Here is a 26494-nt window from a genome sequence, read left to right on the forward strand (position 1 = left end):
AGGGGTAAATTTTTGTGCTGCTTTTCGTAAAGTTTCGCGGGTGGCTTTACAGAACGCGTGGCTGCCCGCAAAAATGCAGTATCTTTTTGCCGCCATTTTTGAATGTCATAATCACGGCCATGCGAATCCTCTATCATCTGCCGCTTTCCCCCTATGCGCGCAAAGTCCGCTTGGTCCTTGCCGAAAAGCGACTTCCTTTCGAATTACGAATAGAAAGAATCTGGGACCGTCAGGATAGCTATCTTGAGCTGAACCCCGCCTGCACCGTTCCCACCCTGATCGAGGATAATGGTCTCGTCATTCCCGATTCGCGGGTCATCTGCGAATATCTGGAGGAATCCTACCCCGACACCTCGCTGCTCAGCCGCGCTCAGCCGGAGCGTGTGGAGACACGCCGCCTCGTCGCCTGGTTCGATGAGAAATTTTACAATGAGGTCGTGCGTAACCTGTATTGGGAAAAGACGCTGAAGCAATCCTTCCGGCTTGGCTCCCCGGATGGCAACGCTTTGCGCGCTGGTTATGCCAATCTCAAACAGCATCTGCTTTATATCGGTTGGCTGGCGGAACATCGCCGTTGGCTGGCGGGTTCCACGCTTTCAGTCGCGGATTTCACCGCCGCAGCCATGCTCTCCACGCTGGATTTCATGGGCGATGTCGACTGGTCCGTCTCTCCCGCCGCCAAGGACTGGTACGCCCGGATCAAGTCCCGCCCCTGCTTCCGCGCAATTCTCGCTGACCGCGTTAATGGCATGACTCCGCCGCCGCACTACACCGATCTTGATTTTTAATAGGCTGCCGTAAATGAGCCTGATCCACGCCCTGCAATCTGCGCTTGGTGAAAACGCGGTGCTCACCCAACAAGCTGACCGCGCCCGTTATGAGCAAGATTGGCGAGGTCTGGTGAACAACCCGTCTCTGGCCGTGATTTTGCCAAAAACCACTGCCCAGGTGGCCGAGGCCGTGAAGCTGTGTGCCGCCCATGGCGCGCGCATCGTCCCGCAAGGGGGCAATACCGGCTTGGTGGCTGGTGCGGTGCCAATCTTAGGACCGGATCAGGTCATTCTCTCGTTTTCCCGACTGCGCGCGGTACGGGATGTCGATCTGCTGTCAGACACCATAACCGTTGAGGCCGGGCTAACCCTCGCCACCGTTCAGCAAGAGGCTGTGAAAGCGAACCGTTTTTTCCCCGTTAGCCTCGCCGCTGAGGGCACGGCTGAAATCGGAGGTGTCATCTCCACCAATGCAGGTGGGCTGCAAGTCCTCTCTTACGGCAACATGCGCGCCCAGGTGCTGGGGCTGGAGGTCGTGCTGGCAGACGGCACCATCTGGCATGGGCTTTCCGGCTTGCGGAAGGACAATACCGGCTACGATCTCAAGCAGCTTTTCATCGGCTCGGAGGGCACTCTGGGACTCGTCACCGCCGCCACGCTGCGTCTCTACCCGCCCGTTGCCACTCGGGCTTCAGCGCTTGTGGGCATCGAAAATATTGAACAAGGGCTTGGGATTTTCACGTCCATACGGCACGCGGCAGGTAATGCGCTCACGCTTTGCGAGTTCTGCACCCAGCCCGCTTTGTCCCTGGGCGCAGCCCATACCCCCAATGGCCGTTTGCCCTTTATCGCCCCCGCCTATCTGCTGCTGGAAATCTCCGCCCTGGAAGGTGCCCGCGACCCACGGGAAATGCTCGAAACCGTACTGATGGAGGCTTTGGAGAAGGGCAGGGTGCTGGACGCAGCCATAGCCCAATCGGAGCGTGAGCGGCTGGATTTCCTGGCCCTACGCGAGGCTATTTCCGAAGGAGAGTTACGTGAAGGCGGTGCGGTCAAGCACGACATCGCTGTTTCCCTCAGCCGTCTTCCCGCCTTGGTGCGCGCGGTTGAGGATCTGGTGGCCCGCACATACCCCAGCCTCCGGCCCAACATCTTTGGCCATGTGGGGGACGGCAATCTTCATGTGAACATCCGCCCGCCTGCGGGCCAGACCATGGCAGACATCGCAAACCACAAAGCCGCGATCACCCGTGATGTCGAATCACTCGCAATATCGATGCAAGGCAGCTTCTCTGCCGAACATGGCATCGGCCAGCTTCGCCTGCTTGGCATGGCCGCGCACAAGTCCCAGACTGACCTTGCTTTGATGCGCGCGGTCAAGCAAGCGCTTGACCCTGAAGGCCGCCTTAACCCAGGCAAAACCATCCCGGAGTCGTGATGAAGCTCACAGATTTTCCCGTTCATGCGTATGACAAGTTGCGCTATGGCGACACGGACCGGCAGGGCCATATCAATAACGCCGTGTTCGGTACGTTTCTGGAAACCGGCCGTTGCGAGCTTCTGGAAAATGGTTTTGGCGCTAGCTGGCGGAAGGCTGGCAGTTCCATCGTCATCGTCAGGCAAGAGCTGGATTTCATCGCTGAAATTCTCTGGCCCGGCCGGGTTGAGATCGGCACTGCCGTTCTGAAACTAGGCAACAGCTCCATCCGGCTGGAGCAAGCCGTTTTCCAGGGTGAAACGCTCGTAGCCAAGGCAGAAACCGTACTGGTGCATCTGGGGCTCGACAAACGCCCAGCCCCCCTGCCAGATGCTGCTCGCACGGTGCTTATCCGGCTGACCCGTCCTTGCGCATAAACAAATGCGGAATTCCCGCATCCAGAAATTTCGGCCCTTCCGCCGCATAGCCGAGCTTTTCGTAAAACCCGACAGCATGTGTTTGTGCATCCAGCACAAATACATCGCCAGCGCACGCTGCTTCGATGCCTCGCATCAGTGCCACGCCAATCCCGTGCCCGCGGAACCCCGCCGCAACCGCCACCCGGCCAATTTTCCAAATGCCCGGGGTTTTTTCCACCGCCCGCGCGGTACCGGCGGGTGAGCCATTCCATATGGCCAGAAGATGCAAGGCACCGGCATCCAGCGCGTCCATTTCCTCCTCCGCCGGCACTTTCTGCTCATCCACAAACACGGCCATGCGGATGGCAAAACAGGCAGTCAGTTCAGGCGAGCCATGCACGGCGCGGATCAACGTGATCATGATTATGTCGTGAGGCTGATAATCGTGGTCTGCGGCGGCATGTCTGGCCGTAAGGTCGGCCAGCGCGTCGCGGGATTGGCAAAGCTCGCCTCTGGTGTTGCGCCAGGGTGCCGCACCGCCCCAAAGGCGGTTTTGGTGTTGGCATCAAACGCTGCGCCACCCGCGGCAGCCCCAATCGGCGCGAGATACGCATAAGCCAACGCGCCTTGCGCCGGGCCGCTGGTCTGCATCATGAACAATCCGTCCGCCGTCTTCGTGGTGTCGCCATGCTGGTCGGTGCCGATCCAAAGATTGCCAGCGGGATCGATCGCCAGCCTGCGCGGCTTGCGCAGCCAAGCCTGGCTGCCGGGGCCATATTGCGTGCCCCGCGCCGTGACTGGGTCTCCCGCAATCAGCACCAGACTGGCCGGAAAATGCTCCGCCGCAGGGTCACTGCCGGGCAGGGTGAATTGCACCACATGCCCGTCATCACTCCCCGTGCGGGGGTTCAACGTATCCGTGACCGTGCGGGCGGCATTGCCGCCGCAGGCCAAGTAAAGCTTACCGCCATCTTCACTCAGCGCCAGCCCGCCCGGCGCGTCGAATATCTCGCCCCCAACCGTTACCCCAGTATTTTCCAGTCCTACAAGGCTAGGCACATCGTTTGATAGCGAGACCCAATCAATCCCATCACCGCCAAGAACCGCTACGGAAATAGTGCCAGAATCTAGAGCGGTACCGTCCGCGACAAAGCGAAACATCATGCCCGCCTTGCTATCCTGGGTAAAGAACACCACTGCCCTGCCGTCCTTTGTGGTGGTGGCCAGCACATCGGCGCGGGCAATGCGCCCTAGCGCGGTGTGCTTCACGGGGATGGAAAGCGGATCCAGCGGGTCGAACTCCACCACCCAGCCAAAGCGGGAAGCGTTTTCCGGGGCGCTGTAGCCAAACTCCAGATCGGCAAGGCGCGCAAGCCAGTGCGACGCATCACCCTCCGCCAGCAACACGCTGCCCCACGGGGTAGGGCTGCCGCCATTCACCGCCAGCACACCCTGCACGGTACTGCCCACCTGGCCGACCGCTGGACCGGAGAGCTGGCAGAGCGTGCCGTCAGACAAGCGGCGTGTCTGGTAACCGCCCACCACGGTAACCCAGCGTCCTGAGAGATACTGCAAATTTACCACAGTCACGCCCTGCTCGCGCCCGGCCACGGCGGCATTATCGGTTCCAGCGGGAAACAACATGCGCGCGGGGGCGGTGGGGTTGGCGGTTACAAGCACGAGACGCGGAATCCCATCTTGCGCTTGAGGCGGAGACAAAAGCGCGGCGATCACCGCGTCGTAGGGAAATTGATTGCTGGCCTGGCTGACTGTCAGCGCGTTGGGGGTAAAGGGCGGTGCATTGGGCTGCAACAGCCCGCCCCAGCGGGCGATAACGCGCCGGGAAAACCCGGCACCGATTTTGTCGTCCAACGCGGGTTTCTGAATATTGCTTGGCCCAGCATATACGGACTGCGCCTTGGCCCCACCCGCCGTTAAAGCGGCCAGACCGCTAAGCAGGAGAGGGCGGCGGCGCATGGTTCAGAACCCGCTACCGCTGCCGCCGCTGCCGATATTGCCGCTGGTGCCGCCCAGCGCGCTATTATTGCCGGTGACGCCCAGCGGGTTATAGCTGCCCACGCCGCCAATAAGCTGCTGGAAGAACCCGGCTGTCCCACCCGGCACCGGTGTCTCTTTGCCGTCCATCTTTACGGGCAGGGCGTTGGCCAGCGTATTCTCGGTATAAGACTTATAGGTGCCGTTGCTGTTAAAGCTCACCACAACCACGTCCTGGCTGCTCACCCCTTCCGTCCGGGCAATGCGCATCCTCGTGACCTGGGCGACATAAACCCAGTTATTCGGGTTGAACTGCTCCACAAAGGTCGGCGGGCCAAGCAAAGACTGCACGTCAGCCTGTTGCGAAACGCCGGGGGTCAGCTGCTTCAATTCGCTGGCAGTCACGGCGATGCCGCGATAATGCGGCGAGTCCGAGAATACGGCGCAGCCGGGCAAGGCCAAAATGGCACAGAACAGCAGGCTTTTGGGCAGCTTGGTCAGGCGCACGCGTCAATCCTCGGGTTGCAGGCGATCTCTCGCGGGGTTGGGTCTCATGGCAGGGGCTTACGTGTCAATGTGCAAGCTCTATATTGCACGAATGACCGAAGAATTCAGCCACCCGGTAAAGGCCGGACAAATAAAGACTCAACCGCAGGAATTCCGCCTCGCGGCGAATGAAGCCGAGCGCGACGCCCTGGCTCAACGCTTCGGCCTAGTTAGCCTGGCCCGGTTGGAAGGGCATTTCAAGCTCAAGCATGAACGCTCTGGCATTATCGGAGCCGAGCTTGCCATGCGCGCGACGCTGACCCAAACCTGCGTGGTCACGCTGGAGGCTTTCGATGCCAAAATCCGTGAGGAGACCGTGTTGCGTTTTGTGCCCGGGGCCTTAATGCGTCACGTTCCCGGCGAAACCGAGGATGAAGAAGATATCACCCCCGAGTCTCTCGATTCGCCGGATGAGATCCCGTATGCGAACGATATTATAGACCTCGGCGCCGCCCTGGCCGAGCAACTTGCCCTGGCGTTGGACCCATATCCGCGCAAACCCGGCGCCAGCCTGCCCGAAGCCGCTTCGGACAACAGCGCCAACCCCTTTGCCGCGCTGGGGGCGCGCATTGGCAAGAAGTCATAATATCTTCGCCTATCACGCTGTTTTATGTCCTAATTGGCAGCTATGACTTGCGATGCACCCCCGGCTCTGCTACGCGGCGCCTTCCATTTACTTAGTCTGTTTGTGTAAGGCGTTTTGTCATGGCCGTTCCTAAGAAGAAAACCTCTCCGTCGCGTGCGGGCATGCGCCGGAGCCATCATGCGCTCACCGCCAACGCGCACGCCGAGTGCTCGAACTGCGGCGAACTGAAGCGCCCCCACCATGTGTGCGCGCATTGCGGCCATTATGACGGCCGTGAAGTTGTCGGTGCCGGCAAGGAAGCCAAGGGCGTCGTTCGCGTCTAAATCCGCGTTGGCGGCTGGCGCAAAGCGGTGATGAGAAACCCAAAATAGGGATGAAATGAGCCAGAGCAGTAAACTGGCAGTGGATGCCATGGGTGGTGACCACGCGCCGGACGCAATTATTGCGGGGCTCAACATTGCCGCGGAACGCCAGCCGCGTACCTTCTTTCTGGTCTTTGGGGACGAATCTCGTCTCCAGCCGCTCCTGGCTGCTTCCAAGCGGTTGATTGGGCGCTATGAGTTGCGACATTGCACGGAAGTCGTCACCGGCGACATGAAGCCGACGGTGGGATTGCGTTTGCGCGACTCCTCAATGCGTCGCGCTATAGACGCCGTCCTCGTGGGGGAGGCCCAGGGTGTGGTCTCGGCGGGGAATACCGGCGCACTGCTGGCCCTCTCCAAAATTGTCCTTAAAACTCTGAAAGGCATCGACCGCCCAGCGATGGCCGCCATCACCCCGTCTGCCAAGGGCGATGTGGTGATGCTCGATCTGGGGCTGAACGTTGTTTACGATGCCCGCAACCTCGTTGAATTCGCCCTCATGGGCACAATCTTCGCGCGAATCGTACTGGGTTTGCCCGCGCCGAGCTTTGGGCTTCTGAATATTGGTTCCGAGGAAGGTAAGGGCGACGACACGCTGCGCAGCGCCGCCGCCACCTTGCGTGAAAGCCCCATCGCCCCGCAATTCCATGGTTTTGTGGAAGGTCACGACATTGCCGCCGGTACGGTGGATGTGGTGGTGACAGACGGTTTCACGGGCAATGTGGCGCTTAAAACCGGCGAAGGCGCGCTCAAGCTGGTTGGGGATCTGCTCCGTCAGGTTTTTTCCGCGGGGCCTTTCGCTAAAATGGGCTATCTTTTTGCCCGTGGTGCGCTCAAGCGCCTGAAGGAAACATTAGACCCCCGCCGCTATAATGGCGCGGTGCTGCTGGGGTTAAATGGCGTGGTGGTGAAATCCCATGGTGGTGCGGATGCCGAAGGCTTCGCGCACGCCTTGGATGTTGCGGCCGACATGGTCACGTACGATTTCAACATCAGAATCGCCGAAGCCCTGACTGAAATGGACCGCGCCATTCTCTCTGAAGATCCGGTGCATCATAGCCATGGCTGATCAGCCGACCCTCAAACGAGCCGTGCTGACAGGCATCGGCGCCTATTTGCCCGCGCAAATTCTTACCAACGAGGATATGGCCAAGCGTGTCGACACCTCGGATGAATGGATCACCGAGCGCACTGGCATCAAGCAGCGCCATTTCGCCGCCTCGCACGAAACCGCCGCCTATATGGGCGCAGAAGCTGGGCGCAAGGCGTTGGAACAGGCCGGACTGGCCCCGGAGGCGCTGGGTGCGATTATTGTCGCCACCTCCACCCCGGATCAGGCTTTTCCCTCCACAGCTGTGCATATCCAGGCAGCGCTGGGGGCCAAGTCTGCCTTTGGGTTTGATCTTGCCGCCGCCTGTTCAGGCTTCATCTACGGCCTCTCCGTTGCAGATGCGGTGTTGCGGGCTGGGCAGGTCAAAAGTGTTCTGGTCATCGGTTCAGAAGTATATTCCCGCATCCTGAATTTCGAGGACCGTGGCACCTGTGTGCTATTTGGCGATGGGGCAGGGGCGGTGCTGCTGGAGGCCCGTGAGGTGGAAAAATCCGGCCCTGGCCTGCTCTCCACCCATTTGCACGCGGACGGCACTCTGGCTGACATTCTTTATGTGGATGGCGCCGTCGGCCAGAAGGACAAGCCGGGCCATCTGGTTATGCACGGGCGTGAGGTTTTTCGCCACGCCGTGAACCTTCTGGCTGGGGCGGTCAATGAGGCACTGGCCGAGAATAATCTCGCCGCGTCGGATATTGATCTGCTGGTGCCCCACCAAGCCAATCGCCGCATCATTGATGGCGTGGGTAAAAAGCTCGGCCTGCCGCCGGAGCGCGTGGTCGTGACCGTGGATAAGCACGCCAACACCTCCGCCGCCTCCATTCCGTTGGCCCTTGCCTGCGCGATGGAGGAGGGCCGCACCAAGCCCGGTCAGCTTCTGCTGCTAGAGGCTCTGGGCGGCGGTCTCACCTGGGGGGCCGCACTGCTGCGCCTATGAGTGCGTCATAGTTGATATTCTTTTTAAAATCAGGGCGACTCATCGAGTCGCGGTGATTTTGCAGCGAATCGGTCAAGTAACTTGTTGACCCGTAAGCCGCCCGTGCTAATCTTGAAAAATGAACACATTGACCCGTGCACAGCTTACCGAGGCGATCTACGCGACCGTCGGCCTGTCGCGGCATGAATCGGCTGATCTGCTAGAACACGTGCTTAACCGCATAGCGGATGCGCTTGAAGCTGGTAAATCCGTTAAAATCAGTGGTTTTGGTACGTTTTCTGTCCGACAGAAAGGCCGCCGCATTGGCCGCAACCCCAAAACCGGGGTTGAGGTTCCCATCCTTCCCCGCCGCGTTCTGGTTTTTCGGCCGAGCCAGATGCTGCGGGATGCGGTAAATGCCGACGAAACCACACCCGCTCCCAAAGCCTGACTAAGCGAAGGATCTGATGGTGGATGAAGAGTACAACGCGGAGCTAGAAGACGGCTCGCCGTCTGAGTTGAGCGGCGAGGTGGGCCGCCCGCGTATCCGTAAAGCGGCAGATGCTTTCCGCACCATCTCCGAGGTTGCTGATGAACTGCACGTGCCCCAGCATGTGCTGCGCTTTTGGGAGACCAAATTCCCCCAAGTGCGGCCACTGAAGCGCGGTGGCGGGCGTCGGTATTACCGGCCCGAGGATGTGGCGCTACTGCGCCGGGTCGCGGACCTGCTATACACCCAGGGGTATACCATCAAGGGCGTGCAGCGCCTACTGCGTGATAGTGCGGTGGTGGTCGCAGACCCGCCGCAAGCCGAGCCGGAACAATCCCCGGCTCCGGAACAACCAGCCTTGCTCCAAGACCTGCCCGCCGAAGCCGAGTCGCAGCAAGATGCCTCGGCGCGAGAATCAGAGGCGCCCGCGAGTCCCGCGCCAGAAGAGCAGCCCACCGCGTTGGAAGATGAAATCATTCGCTTACGGGGCCTATTATTTGAGACCTTGTCAGCGCTGGAGGCTATGCGCCGTACACTGGGCTAGACTTGGCCAAACGCCAAAGTTTTTTCCATCACCGTCGCTCTTACGGGGCGGCGGTTTTGTTTTCTGTGGCGGTTAAATGCATCTTGCCTCTTGGCGGCGCGGCCTGGGGCTGCTACAGGCTCGCGCCACGGCCGGAGCGTAGCGCAGCCTGGTAGCGCATCAGTCTGGGGGACTGGGGGTCGTGGGTTCGAATCCCGCCGCTCCGACCATTTTTCGTAGGGCTTTCAATAGCCCCGACTTCCCACTAAAATCCCTTGTTTTCAAAATATTTTTAGATTTAGGCGCAGGCTGTCCCACTGGCGATTCCGCTGCTTTTCTGTCAACATGTTTGCCGTTTGCTGACATTTCCTTACATAAGGAACAAGCATAACGCAGACCAGAGAGAGCAGACACGTCAGAATGAAGCCTGAAAACGACCCATCTCCGCCGCATGTCCTGTTTGATGAACCCAAACCGTTATCGCTTCCTTTTCTTGCGGCCTTGGCGCTTGGGCTTGGTGTTTTCACCGGCGGCGGCGCTGTCGTGTTCCGCCTTCTTATCGGGCTGATCCATAATTTCGCGTTTCTCGGCCATTGGTCGTTTCATTATAATGCCAGCCTGTTCACCGGGCCGTCGCCTTGGGGGGCGGGCATTATACTGGTGCCTATCATAGGCGGCCTCATAGTGACTTTCCTGGTCGTGAATTTCGCGCCCGAAGCCCGTGGACATGGCGTGCCGGAAGTCATGGATGCGATTTTCTATAAGGACGGCATCATCCGCCCGGTTGTCGCGGCGGTTAAATCTGTGGCCTCAGCCATTGCCATTGGCACCGGGGCCGCGGTGGGGCGTGAAGGGCCGATCATCCAAATTGGCTCCGCTTTTGGTTCCACGCTCGGCCAGGTCATCGACATGCCGCCCTTCCAGCGCATTATTCTGGTCGCGGCCGGTGCAGGGGCGGGCATCGCCGCCACCTTCAATACGCCGATTGGCGGGGTCATGTTCGCACTCGAACTCATGCTGCCGGAGATCAGCGTCTCCTCCTTCCTGCCGGTTGCATTGGCCACGGGTGCCGCAACCTTCATAGGCCGCGCGCTGCTGGGTAGTCAGCCAGCATTCTTTGTGCCGCCCTTGCCGGCTTTGGGCACCAACCTGCATGCAGTTGGTAATTTGTTCCTGTTCGCGGCACTGGGCGGGCTGGCTGGTCTGGCGTCAGGCGGGTTCATTCGGGGGCTTTACGTCTCCGAGGTCGTGTTCGAGCGGATCAGAAATCCCTATGTCCGGCACATCATTGGCATGTTGCTGATGGGCCTGCTGATCTACGGCATCCTGGTATTCACAGGGCATTATTTTGTTGAGGGCGTGGGCTACGCGATGATCCAGGCGTTGCTTACTGCCCAGCTTGCCCCCGGTGCCAGCCTGGCCTTCTTTGCAGGTTTGCTGGTGCTACTGTTTATCGCCAAGCTGTTTGCCACCTGCATGTGCCTTGGTTCAGGTTCGTCCGGCGGCATTTTCTCACCTTCCCTGTTCATGGGCGCCTCCATTGGCGGGGCTTTCGCGGCTATCATGCAAATGATGCATCTTGCGGGCCCAGCGGACATCACCAGCTTCGCGATGGTCGGCATGGCGGCGATGGTCGGCGGCGGAACCGGGGCGGTCATGACCGCAGTGACCATGATCTTCGAGATGACGCGAGATTACGGCATTGTCATGCCCATGATCATCGCCGTAGCCGTGGCCGTGGGCGTGCGCCGCCTGTTGGCGCCTGAAAGCATTTACACCATCAAACTCGTCAAGCGCGGCCATTTCATTCCCAAGGCTCTGCATGCGGATATGTTCCTGGTCCGTCAGGCATCCGACATCATGGAAGAAGACATCCGCGTCCTGCCTGGCTCCACCCCGTTTGAAGCACTCATCAGCGCGGAGGAAGAAACAGGCCGGATGCGCCATGCGGTCATTACCCAGGACGGGCTGATAACCGGCGTGCTGCGGGTCAACATGGCCCTGCGCAAGGGGCTGGCGGAGGCTGAGCGTTCCCTGACTCTTGCAGACATTGCCAGCAAGCGTTTCGTCGTCGTACACGACACTGATATCGCTCACGCCGTCATTGGCCGCATGTGGCGGCGTGGCGCCATTATGGCGGTCGTCACCCGGGGCGCCGGGCAAGACGCCCACGGGCAGGACGTGATCGGCGTCATCACCAAAGAGCATCTGGCGGACAGCGTCGCCAGCGCCGTCATCCATTTCCGCAACGACTAACCGGCGCGCCCGGTTAAAGGAGCTATCATGAAGATTGGTTTTCTGGGGCTGGGCCAGATGGGCCATGGAATGGCCGCGAATTTGATCAAGGCCGGACACGAGGTCACGCTCTATAACCGCACACGCGAAAAAGCTGCGGAACTGGACGCGCCGATTGCCGCCACACCCGGCCAGGCGGTTGCCGGTAAGGAGGTGGTGTTCACCATGCTCGCCCACGATTCCGCGCTGGACGCCCTGTTGCACGGGCCGGATGGCATTCTGGAGCATCTGCCGCCGGGCGCCATCCATGTTTCTTGCAGCACTATCAGCATTGAATTCGCGGAGACGTTGACCAAGCTGCACGCATCAGCCGGGCAGCGTTTTGTCTCCGCCCCGGTCTTTGGCCGGCCGGATGCCGCTGCTACCGCCAAGCTGTTTATAGCCGCCGCTGGGGCAGGGGAGGATCTCGCCAGCCTCCAACCTTTGTTTGACACCATCGGCCAGCGTACCTTTGTGATGGGAGACATTCCCTCCCGCGCCAATCTGGTGAAGCTGAGCGGAAATTTCCTTATCGTCGCGGTAATTGAGGCGCTGGGGGAAGCGCTGGCCCTGGTCGGCAAAGGCGGGGTGGACAAAGCTGCGTATCTTGAGTTGTTGACTTCTACTTTGTTCAGCGCGCCGGTTTACAAAACCTACGGCAATATTTTGCTGGAGCAGAAATTCGAACCGGCCGGCTTTGCCGCCCCGCTGGGGCAGAAAGATATCCGCCTCGTCCTCGCCGCCGCCGAGGCATTAAATGTACCCCTGCCGCTGGCCAGCTTGTTCCGCGACCGCTTTCTAACTCTCATCGCCAATGGTGGTGAAAAACTGGACTGGTCCGCCATTGGCGCGCTGGCGGCAAAGGATTCAGGTCAGCCATCCGGTCCTTGCTAGTCTTTCCTGGTCTGGCTAAATGCAGGCAGACGGGGATGGAGTCCCCCAAAACCGCTCCTTCGGGGAGCTGATGACTCCTGCAGGCGTTATGCACTGCGGGAGTCGCGCGTCTTGGCCCCCGTGGTATTGAGAAGGAGATAGGTTGCATGCTTCAAACCTTGGCTGTTGCGCTCGGGGGCGCTGTCGGCAGTGTTGGGCGATATTGGTTCGCCATCGCGGCCGCTTCCATCAGCCGTAACTTGCCCGTCGGCACCATTATCATCAACATCATCGGATCTTTCGCCATCGGCTTTGTCGGCGCATTGACGCTCAGCCATGGCCGCTTTCCGGTGCCGGAGCCGCTGCGCCTGTTTTTTCTGGTTGGCGTATGCGGGGGGTTCACCACGTTCTCCTCCTTCAGCCTGCAAACGTTGGATCTGCTGCGTGGCGGGGCCCTGGGCCGGGCGCTGCTGAACATCGGCCTCTCCGTGGGGTTTTGTCTTATGGCGGTGGCTATCGGTTACACTCTGGGTCAAAAGCTGGGCGCTACGCCGACTAATCTTAGCCAAAGCGCCGCCCAGACCGTTGTTGAAGAAGAAGCCTCGTAAGGAGACGCGTTATGACCCGCATCCTGGCGCTGCTGACCAGCCCACATACCGCAGGCGCGGTGCTTTCAGCCACGGCATGTTTCACCGCCCAAACCGGTCCGGCGACAATTGAACTGTTGCACCCACGCCCGGACATCGACCCGGATTTTCTTCCAACAGAGGAAGTTTACACAGCGTCGCACCGCCAGCGTTTTGAAGCTGAACAAAACCAGCTCAGCGCCACCTTGCAGGCTGAGGCAGCCGCCTGGGCCAAAGCGGGCCTGCCGCCCTTGCGCGAGACGCGCGGCAGTCCCACCTCTCTGGCCGCCAAGGCCAGTGAAGCGGCGGACATCGTCATTCTGGGCGCCCCGCACAACGACCCTGAAGCCCGCAACATGCTCGAACATATGTTGTTTGATGCACATAAGCCGGTCCTACTGGTTCCCCCCGTCATGCCGCACGGTTTTGGCCAGAACATCGCCATAGCCTGGTCAGGCAGCGGTGAGCGGGTTGGCAAAATCATTGCCGCTCTGCCCACTTTGCTGCTGGCCGCGCGCCGCAGCACCATTCTCATCGGCACAGATGCTGCCCATGCCGGCACACCGCCGGATGACGTGCTGCAAACCCTGCAAGATGCCGGTAAGCCCCCGCAGATCCATCGTTTCTCCATTGCCGGGCGGCATATCGGCACGGCCTTGTTGACCGAGGCCCACGCCGTAGGGGCTGATTTGTTGGTGATGGGTGCCTTCAGCCATAGCCGCCTCAGAGAGTTTTTCTTCGGCGGGGCCACGGTTGAAATTCTCCAGTTGCTCGACCTGCCGGTGCTGATGCAGCATTGAGAATTTTCCAAGGATTCAGATCAGGTTGGGTGTCCTAACCCGGTCTGCCCAGCTATTTATCAGGCATGAATGAATTTCTGACTTCGATGATCGATTTAATGATCGTCGCCATCGCTGTCGCGCTCGTCGCACGCCGCCTGCGTCTGCCTTATACGGTCGGGCTTGTTGTAGCCGGCATTGGGTTGGCGCTCAGCCCCATCAATCCGGGGCTGGTGTTAACCCATAACGTCATTTTCGAGCTGATTTTGCCGCCCTTGCTGTTTGAGGCGGCCATCAACATTCAGTGGAAAGAATTGCAGCAAGACGCGCTGCCGATTCTCACCCTCGCGATTGTAGGCACCTTACTGGCCGCCGCCGCCGTTACGCTGGCCTTCCATTTCCTGCTGGGCTGGCCCCTGAAACCGGCGATGATGTTCGGCGTTCTCATTGCCGCTACGGACCCTGTCGCGGTAATCGCCATGTTCAAGGATAACGGCGTGCATGGCCGCCTGCGGCTGCTGGTGGAAAGCGAGAGCCTGCTGAATGACGGCGTGGCGGCGGTGCTGTTCGCGCTAGTTCTGGCCTGGGTACAGGCATCAGGTCAGGCGCATCTCGGCACGGGGCAGATTGCCGGGCTGCTCGCAGTCACCGTTGGTGGCGGCATTGTGACCGGCGCGGTTTGCGCGGGGCTGGCCATCATGCTCATCCGCCGCACAACAGACCATCTGGTTGAAAGCACAGTCACCACCATCCTGGCTTATGGCTCCTTTCTGCTGGCGGAGCGCTTCAACTGCTCCGGCGTGTTGGCCACCGTGACTGCCGGGCTGTTAATGGGCAATCTCGGCTTGGCCCCGGTCAGCAAATACGGTCACTCAGTCACGGATAAAGGGCGGGAATTCACCCTGGCGCTGTGGGACTTCCTGGCCTTTATCGCAAACTCCTTCGTATTCCTGCTCATTGGCATCACCGTTGCGAAAATTCCGTTTCACGATCTGGGGGACAAGGCGTTGAGCTTTGACATCATCGTGGTGCTAATCAGCCGGGCACTCACGGTTTATCCGCTATCGATGCTCTTCCGCCGTTCCCCCTGGAGCATTCCAACCAAATTCCAGCATGTGCTGTGGTGGGGCGGTTTGCGCGGCGCGCTGGGGCTTGCTTTGGCGCTCTCTCTGCCATCGGCGTTGGAGATGCGTAATCAGGTACTTATCGCCACATTCGGCGTTGTGGTTTTCTCGGTCGTGGTGCAGGGGCTGACCATGCCGTTATTGCTACGCGGGCTGGGCATCACCCAGAACCGCTAACGTTCAGGGGCTACGGCCATGGTCAAACGTGCCGCCAGAATGTCGGTGGCCCCCGAATCAGCGGGCAGGCGGCCATCAATCGCCAAGTCCGCGAGGCCATGCAGCAGGCACCAGCAGGCTAGGCTTTTATCCGCCGCTTCACCCGCAGATACGGTTTTTGCCACACGCGTCGCCAGTACCCCATAAGCGGCGGCAAGCGCATTCTCCAGCTCAGGATAATGTCCCAGCCGCTCTGGCCCAAAAATTAGCCGGTACAGCGCCGGGTTGGTGGTGGCAAAGCGTATATAAGCCTCGCCCTGGGCGGCAAGCGGCGCCACGGCCATGCGGTCGGCTGACTCCAGCGCGGTGGTCAAATCCCACACGCCGGAAGTGGCGATGGCGGCCAATAAATGTTCACGATCAGCGAAATGGCGATACGCCGCGGTGGCCGAAACCCCTACACGCCGCGTCACGGCACGCAGGGAAAGCCCCGCCAGCCCTTCCTCCGCGAGAATTTGCCGCCCTGCTTCCAACAAGGCAATGCGTGGCGGGCGACGCTCAAATTGAAAGCCTGACATCTGTTAACCTGATTTTGGAAAAAAGTTAACAACGTTAATACCCCAAGAGCCGCGTTCTGCCAACCAAAACAGGCCGATATCAGCCCAGCGTCTGTATCAGCAACACAATATTCAGCGCCAGAATGGCGCCCGCCCCGCTTATGGCGCCAATATTTATCGCCCGGCTGTTGGCGAACGGCCCCATAATATCCCGACGCCGGGTGAACACCACCAGCGCCACCATCGGCACAGGCAACGCGAAGGACAGCACAACCTGGCTCATGACGAGCGCATGTGTGGCGTTCACCCCCAGCGCCACCACGATAAAGGCCGGGATCATCGTGACCATCCGGCGTATCCACACCGGTATGCTGAACCCGGCGAAGCCCTGCATAATCGCTTGCCCCGCCATGGTGCCCACGGTGGAAGAGGACAGTCCCGAGGCCATCAGCGACACCAGAAACACGCCCGCCGCGGCAGGGCCAAGCAACGGGCTGAGCGTATGGTAAGCGGTCTCAATATCCGCCACGTCCGAATGCCCGGCATGGAAGGCGCCGGCGGCGGTCATTACCATCGCCATGTTCACCAACCCCGCGATGCTGAGCGCAATCACTACCTCACGGTTTGAAAACCGCAGCAAGGTCCGGCGCTCCGCTTCGCTATGCGGCACCACGCGGTGCTGGGTGAGGCTGGAGTGCAGATAAAGCGCATGGGGCATGACCGTGGCGCCGATAATTCCCACCGCGATGGTCAGCGCCTCGGCATCCGGCAGGCGCGGCAGCACGGTGCCAACAGCCGCCGCGCCCCAATTCACAGGCGTGATAAACAACTCCAAAATATAACAAACCGCGATAACCAGAATCAGCCCGCCGATCATCAATTCCATCGGCCGGAAGCCGCGCCCGCCCAAGACAAGCATCAGGTAAGTCAGCACACCAGTCACCGCCATACCGGCCAGCAGCGGGATATGGCAAAGAAGCGCAAGGGCGATGGCGCCACCCAGAAACTCTGCGAGATCGGTGGCCATCGCCGCTACTTCGCTCACGCCCCACATGCCGTAAACCAAAGGCCGTGGGAGATGCAGGCGGCACATCTCCGCCAGATTACGCCCCGTCGCCAGCCCGAGCTTGGCTGAAAGCGCTTGGAACAGCATGGCGATCAGGTTTGCCAGCAGTACCACCCACAATAGCTGGTAATTATAGCGCGCCCCGGCCTGGATGTTGGTGGCGAAATTACCGGGGTCCATATAGGCGATAGACGCAATTAGTGCCGGTCCCGCGAACAGAAGCAAAGTGGAAATGCCGCGGCGGCGCCCCGCCAGTACGGCGCGGATTTCAGTTTCTGTCCGGCGGCTCAACCCTGCCCGTGTTTCGGCATCCATTTCGGCAATGCTCCTCAAGCACAGCAAGGCCGTGCCCTTGAAATGTAGCCAAGGCTACATTTTTTGCAAGCACTGGACGCCGCCGGATCACGGGGCAAAATGATTTTTTGAACATTCTGTGTGCAGCTTGTTGGTGAGGCACACGGAATTTGGGGAAGGGCGTGGTTACAAAGCCTTTATATTAGATAGAGTAATCGTTTGATTTCAGACGATTGGCCTTATCCGAGCCAGGACGTGATCATCAGGGATGAGCTGCCGCAGCGATCCTGAAATGAACAGCTCCAGTTGATCCCGCTCCTTGCGCTCCAGCACGCATCCCTCCCAAACTTCGTGGGCCAACTGAATCATAAGGCTGGAGGTTTTTCAACGACCCCACCACGCAGGTTTGAACCGTGGTCTGCGGGAACGCCGCGGTGATGGCTTCTGGAAAACCTCCGCCTCTTTTCCATCAAGCCGCGCTTGATGGAACCTTGAGAGGCAGCGCCCTTCAGCCCGTCCACAACGGCGATGAGGAAGTCCTGGACGCCCCGGTTGCGTAGCTCATTCATGACCGAGAGCCAGAATTTAGCCCCCTCGTTGTCGGCGATCCAGAGGCCGAGAACCTCGCGATCCCCCTCCCGGGTGACGCCCAGGGCGATGTAGACTGCCTTGTTCTTGACAATCCGGCTGTCAGCATCGCGGATCTTCACGCGCAGAGCATCGAAAATGACGATCGGATACATCCGCCCCAGCGCCCGGTGCTGCCACTCGCGGACCTCGTCCAGCACCGCATCGGTGACCCGGCTGATCAGGTCTGGGGAAACGCGCAGCCCGCAGATCTCCTCCAGATGCGGCTGAATATCGCGTACCGACAGCCCGGCTGCAAAGCCCGATAATCTTGTCATCTACCCCGTCAATGGGGGCTGGCCTTTTTTCACCAGCTCAGGCTCGAAACTGCCGTCTCGGTCGCGGGGGACGGCCAGTGGCACCTTGCCATCAGCCCCCTTCACTCGCTTCGTCGACACGCCATTGCGGCGGTTGGGCTGATCAGCCGGCGGTTGCGCACCAACCTCATAACCGAGATGCGCCGTCAATTCCGCGCCCAGCATCCGCTCCATCAGCCGGATCTTCAGCTCCTTCATCAGCCCGGCTTCGCCCAGCAGATCCTCAGGACGCTTGCAGCCTTTCAAAAGCTCGTCCAGCAACTCGTTCGAAATCGTCATTTCTCATGCCCCTCTCAGGAAGCATGGACCAAATCAACCGTACACAGAAGGGCGGACACTCTCGTTCATCTTGCCAGCGTACTCGGGCTTGAAGTCGTCGACCTTGAGGTCGATGACGACGAAGCAGCTTCGTCGCCGCTTACAATTTCGCCAAACGCCTCAAAACCCTCGAAGGTCTCACGCCCTACGAGTTCATCTGTAAAACCTGGACAAACGAGCCAGAAAGATTCAAGCTAAACCCGCTCCATGAAATGCCGGGACTAAACACCTAGGTCCCCTCACACCATCTGCAAATGCCCGGTTTCCACATTGAAATGCAGCCCGGCCAGCGTCAGACGGCCATCCATCACCCGTTCCTGAATCCAGGGGAAGGTGAGCAGGTTTGAGAGCGAGACACGTACCGCCTCATGCTCGCAGGCTTCGCATTGCGCGGCGAAGTCCGTTTCTGCGGCGTTCGGGGCGTCGCACACACGCTGTCGCGCGGTTTTGGCAATTTCCATCCAGGAATCCACGAAGTCGTGGGTGCCGCTGCCGGGGCCTTTCATCAGCGCCTGAATCCCGCCGCAGCGGCTATGGCCCAGCACTACAATGGAGCGCACATTCAGCTCATTCACCGCGAATTCCAGCGCCGCCGAGGTGCCGTGCTGCTTATCATCTGGTGCGTAAGGCGGCACTAGCGCGCTCACGTTACGCACCACGAAAATCTCGCCCGGCGCGCAGTCAAAAATCATCTCCGGCGCCACGCGGGAATCCGCGCAGGCAATAACCATGGCGGGGGGCCTTTGCCCGTCCCGTGCCAGGCTGGAATAGCGGTCCTTATGTTCCTGCCAATAGCTGTTGCGGAACCGCTCATACCCTTCTAGCAATGTTTTCATAGCCCCTCCTGTTTGGCCGTGGCCCATAATGTTTCCATCTCGTCCAGCGTTGAATCGCTCGGGGTGCGGCCGCGTTCGGCCAGCAGCGCTTCCACCCGCGAAAACCGCCGGATGAATTTCTCATTTGCCCCTTCCAGGCACGTTTCAGCATCCTGCCCCAGCTTGCGGGCCAGATTCACCAGCACGAACAGCAGGTCCCCCAACTCATCGGCAAGGCGGTCAGGCTTGGCCTCGGCCAGTTCGGCTCTCAGCTCGGCAATTTCCTCCGCCAGCTTGTCCAGCACGGCCTCGGCGTTAGGCCAGTCGAATTTCACCCGTGCGGCGCGGTTAGTAAGTTTTTGGGCGCGCTTGAGGGCGGGCAGGGCCTCGGCCACGCCATCCAGAGCGCCGTGCTGGGCCAGATTGGCCCGCTCAGCGGCTTTTTGGGCCTCCCAGGCGGCGGTTTGCGCCGCAGTGCTGCGCGAGGCTTCGTTTCCGAACACATGCGGATGGCGGCGGATCATTTTCTGGGTGATCGCATCTGCCACGTCATCAAATTTGAACCAGCCATGTTCTTCGGCCATGCGGGCATGGTACACCACCTGAAACAGCAAATCGCCCAGTTCGTCCTTCAACTGCTCCGGCTCACCCGCCGCGATGGCGGCCCGCACCTCATAAGCTTCCTCAATGGTATAAGGGGCGATGGTCGTGAAATCCTGCTCCTTGTCCCAAGGGCAGCCGGTCTCCGGGTCACGCAGCGCCGCCATCACATTGATGAGGGCCTGAATCGGTGCTTCATTCGACATGACGGGGTTTTTAATTGCCGGGACTCAAAATGGCCAGCGCTCATGATTTTTCGTTTAGCACACTCAACGGCGCGGCGTATCCGCTAAGGGCGCTGGCGGGCAGTCCGGTGCTGGTGGTAAACACTGCCAGCAAATGCGGCTTCACCCCGCAATATGCCAGGCTGCAGCGTTTATGGGAGGAATACGCTCCGCGCGGCCTTAAAATCGTTGGCGTTCCCTGCAATGATTTCGGCGGCCAGGAGCCGGGGACCGAAGCGGAGATTGGCCAGTTCTGTCAGCTTAATTACGGCGTCACTTTTCCGATGATGGCCAAGGTGCATGCTATTGGCGCGCCAGCGCATCCGTTCTTTCGCTGGGTGGTGGAGAAAAAGGGGTTTCTCGCCAAACCGCGCTGGAATTTCTATAAATATCTGATTGATAAAGACGGCCGTCTGCAGGATTTTTTCATCGCCGCCACCAAGCCCGACTCCACGCGTGTGAAGCGCGCCATTGAGCGTCTGCTCTAAACTAGCCGGAAGGCGACCTCGATAATCCGTTGCGCTTCATCCCACAGCGCGTAGCTGTCAAATGCATCGGGCCGGGCCCAGGCGACCTCCAGCACGTCGTCATTGGCGCGGGGCTCGCCGCCCACATAGCGCGCGGCAAAATCCAGGATGGTATAATGGAACTCGATCCGCCCCGCCGAATTGCGGTGGATGGAATCCACATGTCCGGCCAGAACCAGCGGCCCACAATCCAGCCCGGTTTCTTCCCGCAATTCTCGCCGGGCAGTTTCGATGGCTGTCTCGCCCAATTCCTGTTTGCCGCCGGGCAGGGACCACAACCCCGCCCCAGGCGGCTTGCCACGGCGCACCAGTAGCACTTGGTCATCCTTGATCAGCACAATGCCGATGCCGACTTTCGGGGCGGTGAGGGCAGGGGGGCTGTGCGTTTCACCCGGCATTTACGGTCTCAATCGCATCGCGCTGGTCAAACAAATTGAGCAAAACCCTTAAAGCCTGCCCGCGCGGGCCTTCCAGCCTTGGGTCGCGCTGCAGCGTCATCACCGCATCCTGCCGTGCCATGATCAGCAAATCGCCATCCTCCTCCGGATCCGCCAGCCTGTAGCCGGGCAGGCCGGATTGTTTGGTGCCCAAGAATTCCCCCGCGCCGCGCAGTCGGAAATCTTCATCGGAAATCAGAAACCCGTCCTCGGTGTCGCGCAGAACGGAAAGCCGCTTGCGGGCGGTTTCACCAATTTTGTCGTCATGCAACAGCAGGCAAAAGCTTTTTGCCGCGCCACGCCCCACCCGCCCGCGCAACTGGTGCAGCTGCGCCAGCCCAAAGCGTTCGGCATGTTCAATCACCATCACATTAGCTTCCGGCACGTCCACGCCGACCTCGATTACGGTGGTGGCCACCAGAATCTGCCGGGTGCCTTCGGCAAATTCTCGCAGGGCGGTATCGCGGGCGATGTTGTTCATCTTGCCATGCGCCATCGTCACTGCTGCGCCGAATTTGCGCTGCAATTCTGCAAAGCGCAACTCCGTGGCGGTGATGTCCAGCGTCTCGGATTCAGAAACCAGCGGGCAAACCCAATAAACGCGTCCGCCCGACGCAATCGCCCGCGCAATCGCCGCTTCCACTTTCGGCAAATCGGACACGCGATGCATGGTGGTGGTGATTTTCTGGCGGCCTTTCGGCTTTTCTGTAATGCGGGAGATATCCATCTCCGCCCAATGGGTCAGCAACAGCGTGCGGGGAATGGGGGTGGCGGTCATCACCAGCAGATCCGCTGTGTCACCCTTTGCCCCCAGCGCCAAGCGCTGATCCACGCCAAAGCGGTGCTGCTCATCAATCACCGCGAGCCCGAGATCGTGAAATTCCACGCTCTTCTGAAAAATCGCGTGGGTGCCGATGAGAATGGGGATCGACCCGTCCTTTACACCGGCCAGAATTTCCCGCCGCACCGACGCCTTCACGCTGCCGGTGAGCAGCGCCACCGGCACGGGGGAGAGCTTCTTGAACGTGGCGAAATGCTGCTGGGCCAGAATCTCCGTCGGCGCCATCACCGCGGCCTGCGCGCCGGCCTCCACCGCGCGCAGACAGGCCAGCAGCGCCACCAGCGTCTTGCCGGAGCCGACATCCCCTTGCAGCAGTCGGCGCATTCGGTGCGGAGCAGCCATGTCCGCGTCAATTTCGGCCAGCGCCTGCAACTGCCCGCGTGTTGGTTCAAACCCGAATTTCCTCAGCGCCACGGCTTGCAGGCGTCTATCTCCGGCCATGGACCGTCCGGCCAGCCGCCGCCTGCGTCCGCGTACCAGCGCAAAGGCAATCTGCCGGGCCAGAAGCTCATCATAGGCCAGCCGCTCGCGCGGTTTGCGGTCCGGCACCGTCTTGGGGGCATGCAGTGCGTGCAGCGCCGTGCCAAAGCCCGGCCAGCCGCGCTTGGCCAAAATGGTTTTGTCCTGCCATTCAGGAAAATCAGGCAGCCGTTCCAACGCTCCTAAAGCCGCCTTGCGCATGGTGCGCGGCGTGATCCCGGCCGTCAGCGGCCAGACGGGCTCGATCCATGGAAACATATTCTCCTGCGCAATATTCGCCACCTGGTCCGGGTGCGTCATCACCAGCCGGTCCTGAAACTGATCCAGCTTGCCCGCGATAATCAGCTTCGCCCCCACCGGAAATTGCGACAGCCGGGCGGCATGAAACAACACAACCTCGGCAAAGCCGGTGCCGTCTGTAACCACCACCCGCCAGGGCTGGCCCTTGCGAGCCGGGTCCTCGTGTCGCACCACCTCCACCCGCAGCGTGGCCGCCTGCGTGGGTCGGGCCTCGGCCAGACTCGGTGTTAAGCGCCGGTCGATAAACTCCACCGGCAGATGAAACAGCACATCGCGCACGCTTTCTCCGCCCACCAGCTTTGCCATCAGCGCCGAAAGCCGGGGGCCAAGGCCGGGCAGGGAGGAGAGCGGCGCACGCAGGGGCCATAAAAATTCAGTCGTCACGGGCTGACTCTTGGCCAAACCCAACTTATACCGCAAGCTGTCATGACAGAAGACCAGAACGCGTCCCTGGATACCCGCCGCAAACGGCTGCTCTACCGTGCCAATCATCGCGGCACTTACGAGAACGACCTGATGATTGGCGGCTTCGTAAAAGCCCGAATCGCCGGCATGTCCGAGCAGGAACTGGACGAGATCGAGGCCGTGATGGAATTTCCCGATGCTGAGCTGGCGGACTGGCTGACTGGCCGCAAGCCCATCCCCGCTTATGCCGACAGCCCGATGCTGCGGCGCATCCGCGAAGCGGCGCTGGCCGGTAAATGATCCCCGTTTACGGCGCGCCGGAGGGTGTGGACGCGCTGGTGCTGGTCCGGCGCTTAGGCGAACATGACGGTCCGGTGCTGCATATCGCGCGGGATGATGCGCGCCTCGCCGCGCTTTCGGAGGAAATAGCCTTTTTCGGGCCGGAGATCGAAGTTATCTCCTTCCCGGCCTGGGACTGCCTACCTTACGATCGCGTCTCTCCCAACGGCGCCCTGGTGGCGGAGCGAATCTCGGCCTTGAGCCGCCTCCAGGCGGAGCCAGATAAGAAACGCATTGTTCTCACCACCGTGAACGCCGCCTTGCAAAAGGTTGCCCCGCGTTCCGCTCTGGCTGGGGCGGGGTTGAGCCTTGCCAAGGGCGAGAGCGTGTCGCTGACCGATGTCGCCGCCTTTCTGGAGGCCGATGGCTACCGCCGCACCGGCATGGTGATGGATGCGGGCGAGTTCTCGCTGCGCGGTGGGATACTCGATGTGTTTCCCGCAGGCGCCAGCACGCCGGTGCGGATTGATATGTTCGGGGACGAGATTGAAAGTCTCCGTCAGTTCGACCCCGAGACCCAGCGCTCCGGCGAGCCACTGCTGCGGTTGGATTTCCATCCTGCCTCAGAACTCCCGCTGGACAGTGCCTCCGTCGCCCGCTTCCGCACCAACTGGCGTGAGCTATTCGGCCCCAAGGCGGTGGAGGACGCACTGTATGTCTCCATCTCCGAAGGCAGGCGCCATCCCGGCGCGGAGCATTACCTGCCGCTCTTTACAGAGAGCACGGAGACAATCTTCGATTATGTGGCAGGGGCCTCCGTCAGCCTGGACCATCAGGCAGAAGCAGCCATTGAGGCGCGGCTGGAACTGATTGCCGACCATTATGCTGAGCGCCGTCTGCCCCCCCGCGCGGGCGAGCCGATCTTCCGGCCCATCCCGTCCAGTATGCTCTATCTGGACAAGGTAGGCTGGGACAGCGCCCTGGCCAAAGGGCCGAGCTTCAGCTTCTCACCGTTTACAAAGCCGGAAGGCGCGGCACAGGGTATTGAGATTGGCGGGCGTCCGGCGCCGATTCTAACCGGCCAGCAGATTGCCGCGTTCGAGGCGTTCGCGGAGCTGAAAGCCAAATGGGCTAAGGCCGGGCGCACCATCATCCTCGCAGCCTGGAGCTTCGGCTCCCGCGAGCGTCTGACGCTGATGCTCAAGGAGCATGGCATCTCGCCCGCGCGCGCCATTGTCTCGGCGGATGAAGCGCGTGCCTTGCCCGCCGGAACCATCGCGCTTGCCGTGCTGCCGCTGGAGCGTGGGTTTGTCACCGACCGTCTGGCCGTGGTGGCGGAGCAGGATCTGCTCGGTTCCCGCATCGCCCGCCCGCCGAAACGCAAGAAGCGCGCGGACCAGTTCATCGCCGACGCGACCGAGATCGAGGCCGGGGATCTCGTCGTGCATCAGGACCACGGCATCGGCCGTTATGAGGGGTTGGAGACCGTTACCGTCAACGGCGCCGCGCATGACTGCCTGAAGCTGATCTATGATGGCGGTGATAAACTATTTCTGCCCGTCGAGAATATCGACCTGCTTTCTCGCTTCGGCCAGGAGGGGGATGGCGTCACACTGGACAAGCTGGGCGGTGCCTCGTGGCAGGCCCGCAAGGCCAAGGCCAAGAACCGGATTCAGGACATGGCCGCGGGTCTTATCCGCCTGGCCGCTGAGCGCCAGATGCGCGAAGCCCCGCTGCTCGCCGCTGATGATGGCGCCTTCGCTGAATTCTGCGCCCGCTTCCCTTATACCGAGACCGAGGATCAGGCGAAGGCCATTGCCGACGTGCTTGAAGATTTCGCCACCGGCCGCCCGATGGACCGGCTTATCTGCGGCGATGTCGGCTTCGGCAAAACCGAGGTCGCGTTGCGCGCCGCCTTTGTTGCCGCCATGGCGGGCACGCAGGTGGCTGTGGTGGTGCCCACCACGTTGCTCGCGCGTCAGCATTTCCGCTCTTTTTCCACCCGTTTCGCGGGGTTGCCGATCAAGGTGGCGCAGCTTTCCCGCCTCGTCACCGCCAAAGAAGCGACGAAGGTGAAGGCGGGCCTCGCGGACGGCTCCATCAACATCGTCGTCGGTACTCATGCGCTGATGGCGCAGGGCATCTCCTTCTCCGACCTCGGGCTGCTGATTGTGGATGAGGAGCAGCATTTCGGCGTAAAGCACAAGGAACGGCTGAAAGAGCTGAAGGCCGACGTGCACGTGCTTACTCTCACCGCCACGCCCATTCCGCGCACGCTGCAGCTTGCCCTTACCGGTGTGCGCGACCTCTCTCTCATCACCACCCCGCCGGTGGACCGCCTAGCAGTGCGCACCTTCATCATGCCGTTTGACAGCTTGGTGATTAAGGAAGCCATCGCCCGTGAGAAATTCCGGGGCGGACAAATCTTCTGCGTGGTGCCGCGCATTGAAGACCTGGACCCCATGGCCGCCCGCCTGCGCGAGATTGTACCGGAGATCCGTACCGTGATGGCCCATGGCCGTCTCGCCCCTTCGGAGCTTGAGCGGGTGATGACGGAATTTGGTGAAGGCAAGTACGATATTCTGCTGGCCACCAATATCGTCGAGAGCGGGCTGGATATGCCCGCCGTGAACACGCTCATCGTTTACCGTGCGGATATGTTTGGCCTCGCGGGGCTCTACCAGCTTCGCGGCCGTGTGGGGCGTGGCAAGCAGCGTGGCTATGCGTACCTGACTTGGCCACCGCACCACCGCCTCTCCGCCGCCTCCGAAAAGCGGCTGGAAGTGATGCAGACGCTGGATACGCTGGGCGCTGGCTTCACCCTGGCCTCTCATGATCTTGACCTGCGCGGTGCTGGCAATCTGCTCGGCAACGAGCAATCCGGCCATATCCGCGAGGTCGGCATCGAGCTATATCAGCAGATGCTGGAAGACGCGGTGAACGATCTGCGCGCGCAGAACAAGCAGGCCCAGAAGATCGAGCGTGACTGGACGCCCAACATCAATCTCGGCCTGCCCGTGCTGATCCCCGAAGCCTATGTCGCGGATCTGCCGGTCCGGCTTGGCCTTTACCGGCGCATCAGCGCCCTGGCCTCGGATGCTGAGAGCGAGGCGCTGGCTGCGGAACTGGTGGACCGTTTTGGTCCTATCCCGCCGGAGGTGGAAAATTTGCTCTCCGTGGTGGCGCTCAAACGCGCCTGCCGCGAGGCGAATGTCGAAAAGTTGGATGCCGGGCCGAAAGGCATGGTCGTCACCTTCCGCAAGAACGATTTCTCCAACCCCGTTGGGTTGATCCGTTGGATCGGTACCAAGGGCGGTCTGGTTAAACTGCGGCCTGACCAGAAGCTCGCCTTGGTGCGGGATATGGACGTGGCCGCGCGCATGGCGCTTGCGCGCGACCTGCTGTCCAACCTCGTCAAGCTGGCGAACGAGGCTGAGGCTTAA

The 26494-nt window shown here is 60.7% G+C and carries 26 protein-coding genes, 1 tRNA gene, 2 pseudogenes and 1 riboswitch; of the genes and pseudogenes, 19 read left to right on the forward strand and 10 right to left on the reverse strand.

Annotated elements, in window-relative coordinates:
* Positions 1–119: 119 nt before the first annotated feature.
* Genes BUB54_RS02285 through BUB54_RS02295 form a run of 3 tightly spaced genes read left to right on the forward strand, consistent with a single transcriptional unit; the run spans position 120 to position 2624 of the window.
* Positions 120–788, forward strand: coding sequence for a glutathione S-transferase family protein (locus BUB54_RS02285; RefSeq protein ID WP_048877182.1), 669 nt, complete (start codon positions 120–122; stop codon positions 786–788).
* A 13-nt stretch (positions 789–801) separates the two neighbouring features.
* Positions 802–2208 (forward strand): FAD-binding oxidoreductase, encoded by a 1407-nt coding sequence (locus BUB54_RS02290; protein WP_048877139.1) that lies wholly within the window; start codon positions 802–804, stop codon positions 2206–2208.
* Positions 2208–2624: an acyl-CoA thioesterase gene (locus tag BUB54_RS02295; RefSeq protein WP_048877140.1), complete on the forward strand. Its 417-nt coding sequence runs from the start codon at positions 2208–2210 to the stop codon at positions 2622–2624. Before BUB54_RS02290 ends, BUB54_RS02295 begins: the two co-directional genes overlap by 1 nt.
* Here BUB54_RS02295 and BUB54_RS02300 read toward each other — a convergent pair.
* Genes BUB54_RS02300 through BUB54_RS02310 form a run of 3 tightly spaced genes read right to left on the reverse strand, consistent with a single transcriptional unit; the run spans position 2596 to position 5108 of the window.
* Entirely contained in the window at positions 2596–3027 is a 432-nt protein-coding gene (locus tag BUB54_RS02300; protein ID WP_048877141.1) for a GNAT family N-acetyltransferase, read from the reverse strand. The two genes, BUB54_RS02295 and BUB54_RS02300, sit on opposite strands and share 29 nt — an antisense overlap.
* 2 nt (positions 3028–3029) lie before the next feature.
* A complete protein-coding gene (locus BUB54_RS02305) occupies positions 3030–4583 on the reverse strand; it encodes a PhoX family protein (RefSeq protein ID WP_048877142.1) in 1554 nt (517 codons plus the stop codon).
* Positions 4584–4586: 3 nt separating this feature from the next.
* Positions 4587–5108 carry an outer membrane protein assembly factor BamE gene (locus BUB54_RS02310; protein WP_048877143.1) on the reverse strand — a complete coding sequence of 174 codons (522 nt, stop codon included), beginning with the start codon at positions 5106–5108 and terminating at the stop codon, positions 4587–4589.
* Between the two features lie 91 nt (positions 5109–5199).
* Here BUB54_RS02310 and BUB54_RS02315 point away from each other — a divergent pair, with 91 nt between their 5' ends.
* The 12 genes from BUB54_RS02315 (at position 5200) to BUB54_RS02370 (ending at position 14985) form a co-directional block, all read left to right on the forward strand.
* On the forward strand, positions 5200–5733 hold the full coding sequence (locus BUB54_RS02315; RefSeq protein ID WP_073211225.1) for a YceD family protein: 534 nt from the start codon (positions 5200–5202) through the stop codon (positions 5731–5733).
* A 119-nt stretch (positions 5734–5852) separates the two neighbouring features.
* Positions 5853–6056, forward strand: a complete 204-nt coding sequence (gene rpmF / locus BUB54_RS02320) for a 50S ribosomal protein L32 (protein ID WP_048877145.1) — start codon at positions 5853–5855, stop codon at positions 6054–6056.
* A 55-nt stretch (positions 6057–6111) separates the two neighbouring features.
* Complete coding sequence (gene plsX / locus BUB54_RS02325) at positions 6112–7164, forward strand: phosphate acyltransferase PlsX (RefSeq protein ID WP_048877146.1); 1053 nt, start codon at positions 6112–6114, stop codon at positions 7162–7164.
* Positions 7157–8140, forward strand: coding sequence for a beta-ketoacyl-ACP synthase III (locus BUB54_RS02330; RefSeq protein WP_048877147.1), 984 nt, complete (start codon positions 7157–7159; stop codon positions 8138–8140). The genes plsX and BUB54_RS02330 overlap by 8 nt, the downstream gene beginning before the upstream one ends.
* Before the next feature lie 118 nt (positions 8141–8258).
* On the forward strand, positions 8259–8570 hold the full coding sequence (locus tag BUB54_RS02335; protein WP_048877148.1) for an integration host factor subunit alpha: 312 nt from the start codon (positions 8259–8261) through the stop codon (positions 8568–8570).
* Between the two features lie 16 nt (positions 8571–8586).
* On the forward strand, positions 8587–9153 hold the full coding sequence (locus BUB54_RS02340; protein WP_048877149.1) for a MerR family transcriptional regulator: 567 nt from the start codon (positions 8587–8589) through the stop codon (positions 9151–9153).
* A 132-nt stretch (positions 9154–9285) separates the two neighbouring features.
* Positions 9286–9362 (forward strand) — tRNA-Pro (locus tag BUB54_RS02345).
* A gap of 190 nt (positions 9363–9552) precedes the next feature.
* On the forward strand, positions 9553–11388 hold the full coding sequence (locus tag BUB54_RS02350; RefSeq protein ID WP_048877150.1) for a chloride channel protein: 1836 nt from the start codon (positions 9553–9555) through the stop codon (positions 11386–11388).
* A gap of 27 nt (positions 11389–11415) precedes the next feature.
* Positions 11416–12300 (forward strand): NAD(P)-dependent oxidoreductase, encoded by an 885-nt coding sequence (locus BUB54_RS02355; protein WP_048877151.1) that lies wholly within the window; start codon positions 11416–11418, stop codon positions 12298–12300.
* A 22-nt stretch (positions 12301–12322) separates the two neighbouring features.
* Positions 12323–12387: riboswitch (Fluoride riboswitch) on the forward strand.
* Between the two features lie 59 nt (positions 12388–12446).
* On the forward strand, positions 12447–12887 hold the full coding sequence (gene crcB, locus BUB54_RS02360; protein ID WP_048877152.1) for a fluoride efflux transporter CrcB: 441 nt from the start codon (positions 12447–12449) through the stop codon (positions 12885–12887).
* Between the two features lie 11 nt (positions 12888–12898).
* The gene (locus BUB54_RS02365; protein ID WP_048877153.1) at positions 12899–13705 is read left to right on the forward strand and encodes a universal stress protein; all 807 of its coding nucleotides are present in this window, start codon (positions 12899–12901) and stop codon (positions 13703–13705) included.
* 65 nt (positions 13706–13770) lie between these two features.
* Entirely contained in the window at positions 13771–14985 is a 1215-nt protein-coding gene (locus BUB54_RS02370; protein ID WP_048877154.1) for a cation:proton antiporter, read from the forward strand.
* On the opposite strand, the gene BUB54_RS02375 is transcribed toward BUB54_RS02370, so the two are convergent.
* The 3 genes and pseudogenes from BUB54_RS02375 to BUB54_RS02385 all read right to left on the reverse strand — a co-directional run bounded on the left by BUB54_RS02375 (position 14982) and on the right by BUB54_RS02385 (position 18104).
* The gene (locus BUB54_RS02375; protein ID WP_052948259.1) at positions 14982–15542 is read right to left on the reverse strand and encodes a TetR/AcrR family transcriptional regulator; all 561 of its coding nucleotides are present in this window, start codon (positions 15540–15542) and stop codon (positions 14982–14984) included. The two genes, BUB54_RS02370 and BUB54_RS02375, sit on opposite strands and share 4 nt — an antisense overlap.
* A 79-nt stretch (positions 15543–15621) precedes the next feature.
* The gene (locus BUB54_RS02380; RefSeq protein WP_048877155.1) at positions 15622–16902 is read right to left on the reverse strand and encodes an Nramp family divalent metal transporter; all 1281 of its coding nucleotides are present in this window, start codon (positions 16900–16902) and stop codon (positions 15622–15624) included.
* A 344-nt stretch (positions 16903–17246) separates the two neighbouring features.
* A pseudogene (locus BUB54_RS02385) lies at positions 17247–18104 on the reverse strand (IS256 family transposase).
* Positions 18105–18229: 125 nt separating this feature from the next.
* Between BUB54_RS02385 and BUB54_RS20150 the strand changes: the two are divergent.
* A pseudogene (locus BUB54_RS20150) lies at positions 18230–18376 on the forward strand (IS481 family transposase); the annotation flags it as partial.
* Positions 18377–18382: 6 nt separating this feature from the next.
* Here the strand turns inward: BUB54_RS20150 and BUB54_RS02400 are convergent.
* Together BUB54_RS02400 and mazG are read right to left on the reverse strand one after the other, a co-directional pair.
* The gene (locus tag BUB54_RS02400; RefSeq protein WP_048877158.1) at positions 18383–18979 is read right to left on the reverse strand and encodes a carbonic anhydrase; all 597 of its coding nucleotides are present in this window, start codon (positions 18977–18979) and stop codon (positions 18383–18385) included.
* Positions 18976–19764 (reverse strand): nucleoside triphosphate pyrophosphohydrolase, encoded by a 789-nt coding sequence (gene mazG / locus BUB54_RS02405; protein WP_048877159.1) that lies wholly within the window; start codon positions 19762–19764, stop codon positions 18976–18978. The genes BUB54_RS02400 and mazG overlap by 4 nt, the downstream gene beginning before the upstream one ends.
* Before the next feature lie 29 nt (positions 19765–19793).
* On the opposite strand from mazG, the gene BUB54_RS02410 reads away from it, so the two are divergent.
* Complete coding sequence (locus tag BUB54_RS02410; protein WP_048877160.1) at positions 19794–20270, forward strand: glutathione peroxidase; 477 nt, start codon at positions 19794–19796, stop codon at positions 20268–20270.
* Here the strand turns inward: BUB54_RS02410 and BUB54_RS02415 are convergent.
* The gene (locus tag BUB54_RS02415) at positions 20267–20707 is read right to left on the reverse strand and encodes an NUDIX hydrolase (protein WP_048877161.1); all 441 of its coding nucleotides are present in this window, start codon (positions 20705–20707) and stop codon (positions 20267–20269) included. The two genes, BUB54_RS02410 and BUB54_RS02415, sit on opposite strands and share 4 nt — an antisense overlap.
* Entirely contained in the window at positions 20697–22859 is a 2163-nt protein-coding gene (recG, locus tag BUB54_RS02420) for an ATP-dependent DNA helicase RecG (RefSeq protein ID WP_082075539.1), read from the reverse strand. The genes BUB54_RS02415 and recG overlap by 11 nt, the downstream gene beginning before the upstream one ends.
* Between recG and BUB54_RS02425 the strand changes: the two genes are divergently transcribed.
* Positions 22794–23072, forward strand: a complete 279-nt coding sequence (locus BUB54_RS02425; RefSeq protein ID WP_048877163.1) for an FAD assembly factor SdhE — start codon at positions 22794–22796, stop codon at positions 23070–23072. The genes recG and BUB54_RS02425 overlap by 66 nt on opposite strands.
* Positions 23069–26494 (forward strand): transcription-repair coupling factor, encoded by a 3426-nt coding sequence (mfd, locus tag BUB54_RS02430; RefSeq protein WP_048877164.1) that lies wholly within the window; start codon positions 23069–23071, stop codon positions 26492–26494. The genes BUB54_RS02425 and mfd overlap by 4 nt, the downstream gene beginning before the upstream one ends.

The organism is Acidocella aminolytica 101 = DSM 11237, assembly GCF_900129125.1.
In the GTDB taxonomy this organism is placed as follows: Bacteria; Pseudomonadota; Alphaproteobacteria; order Acetobacterales; family Acetobacteraceae; genus Acidocella; species Acidocella aminolytica.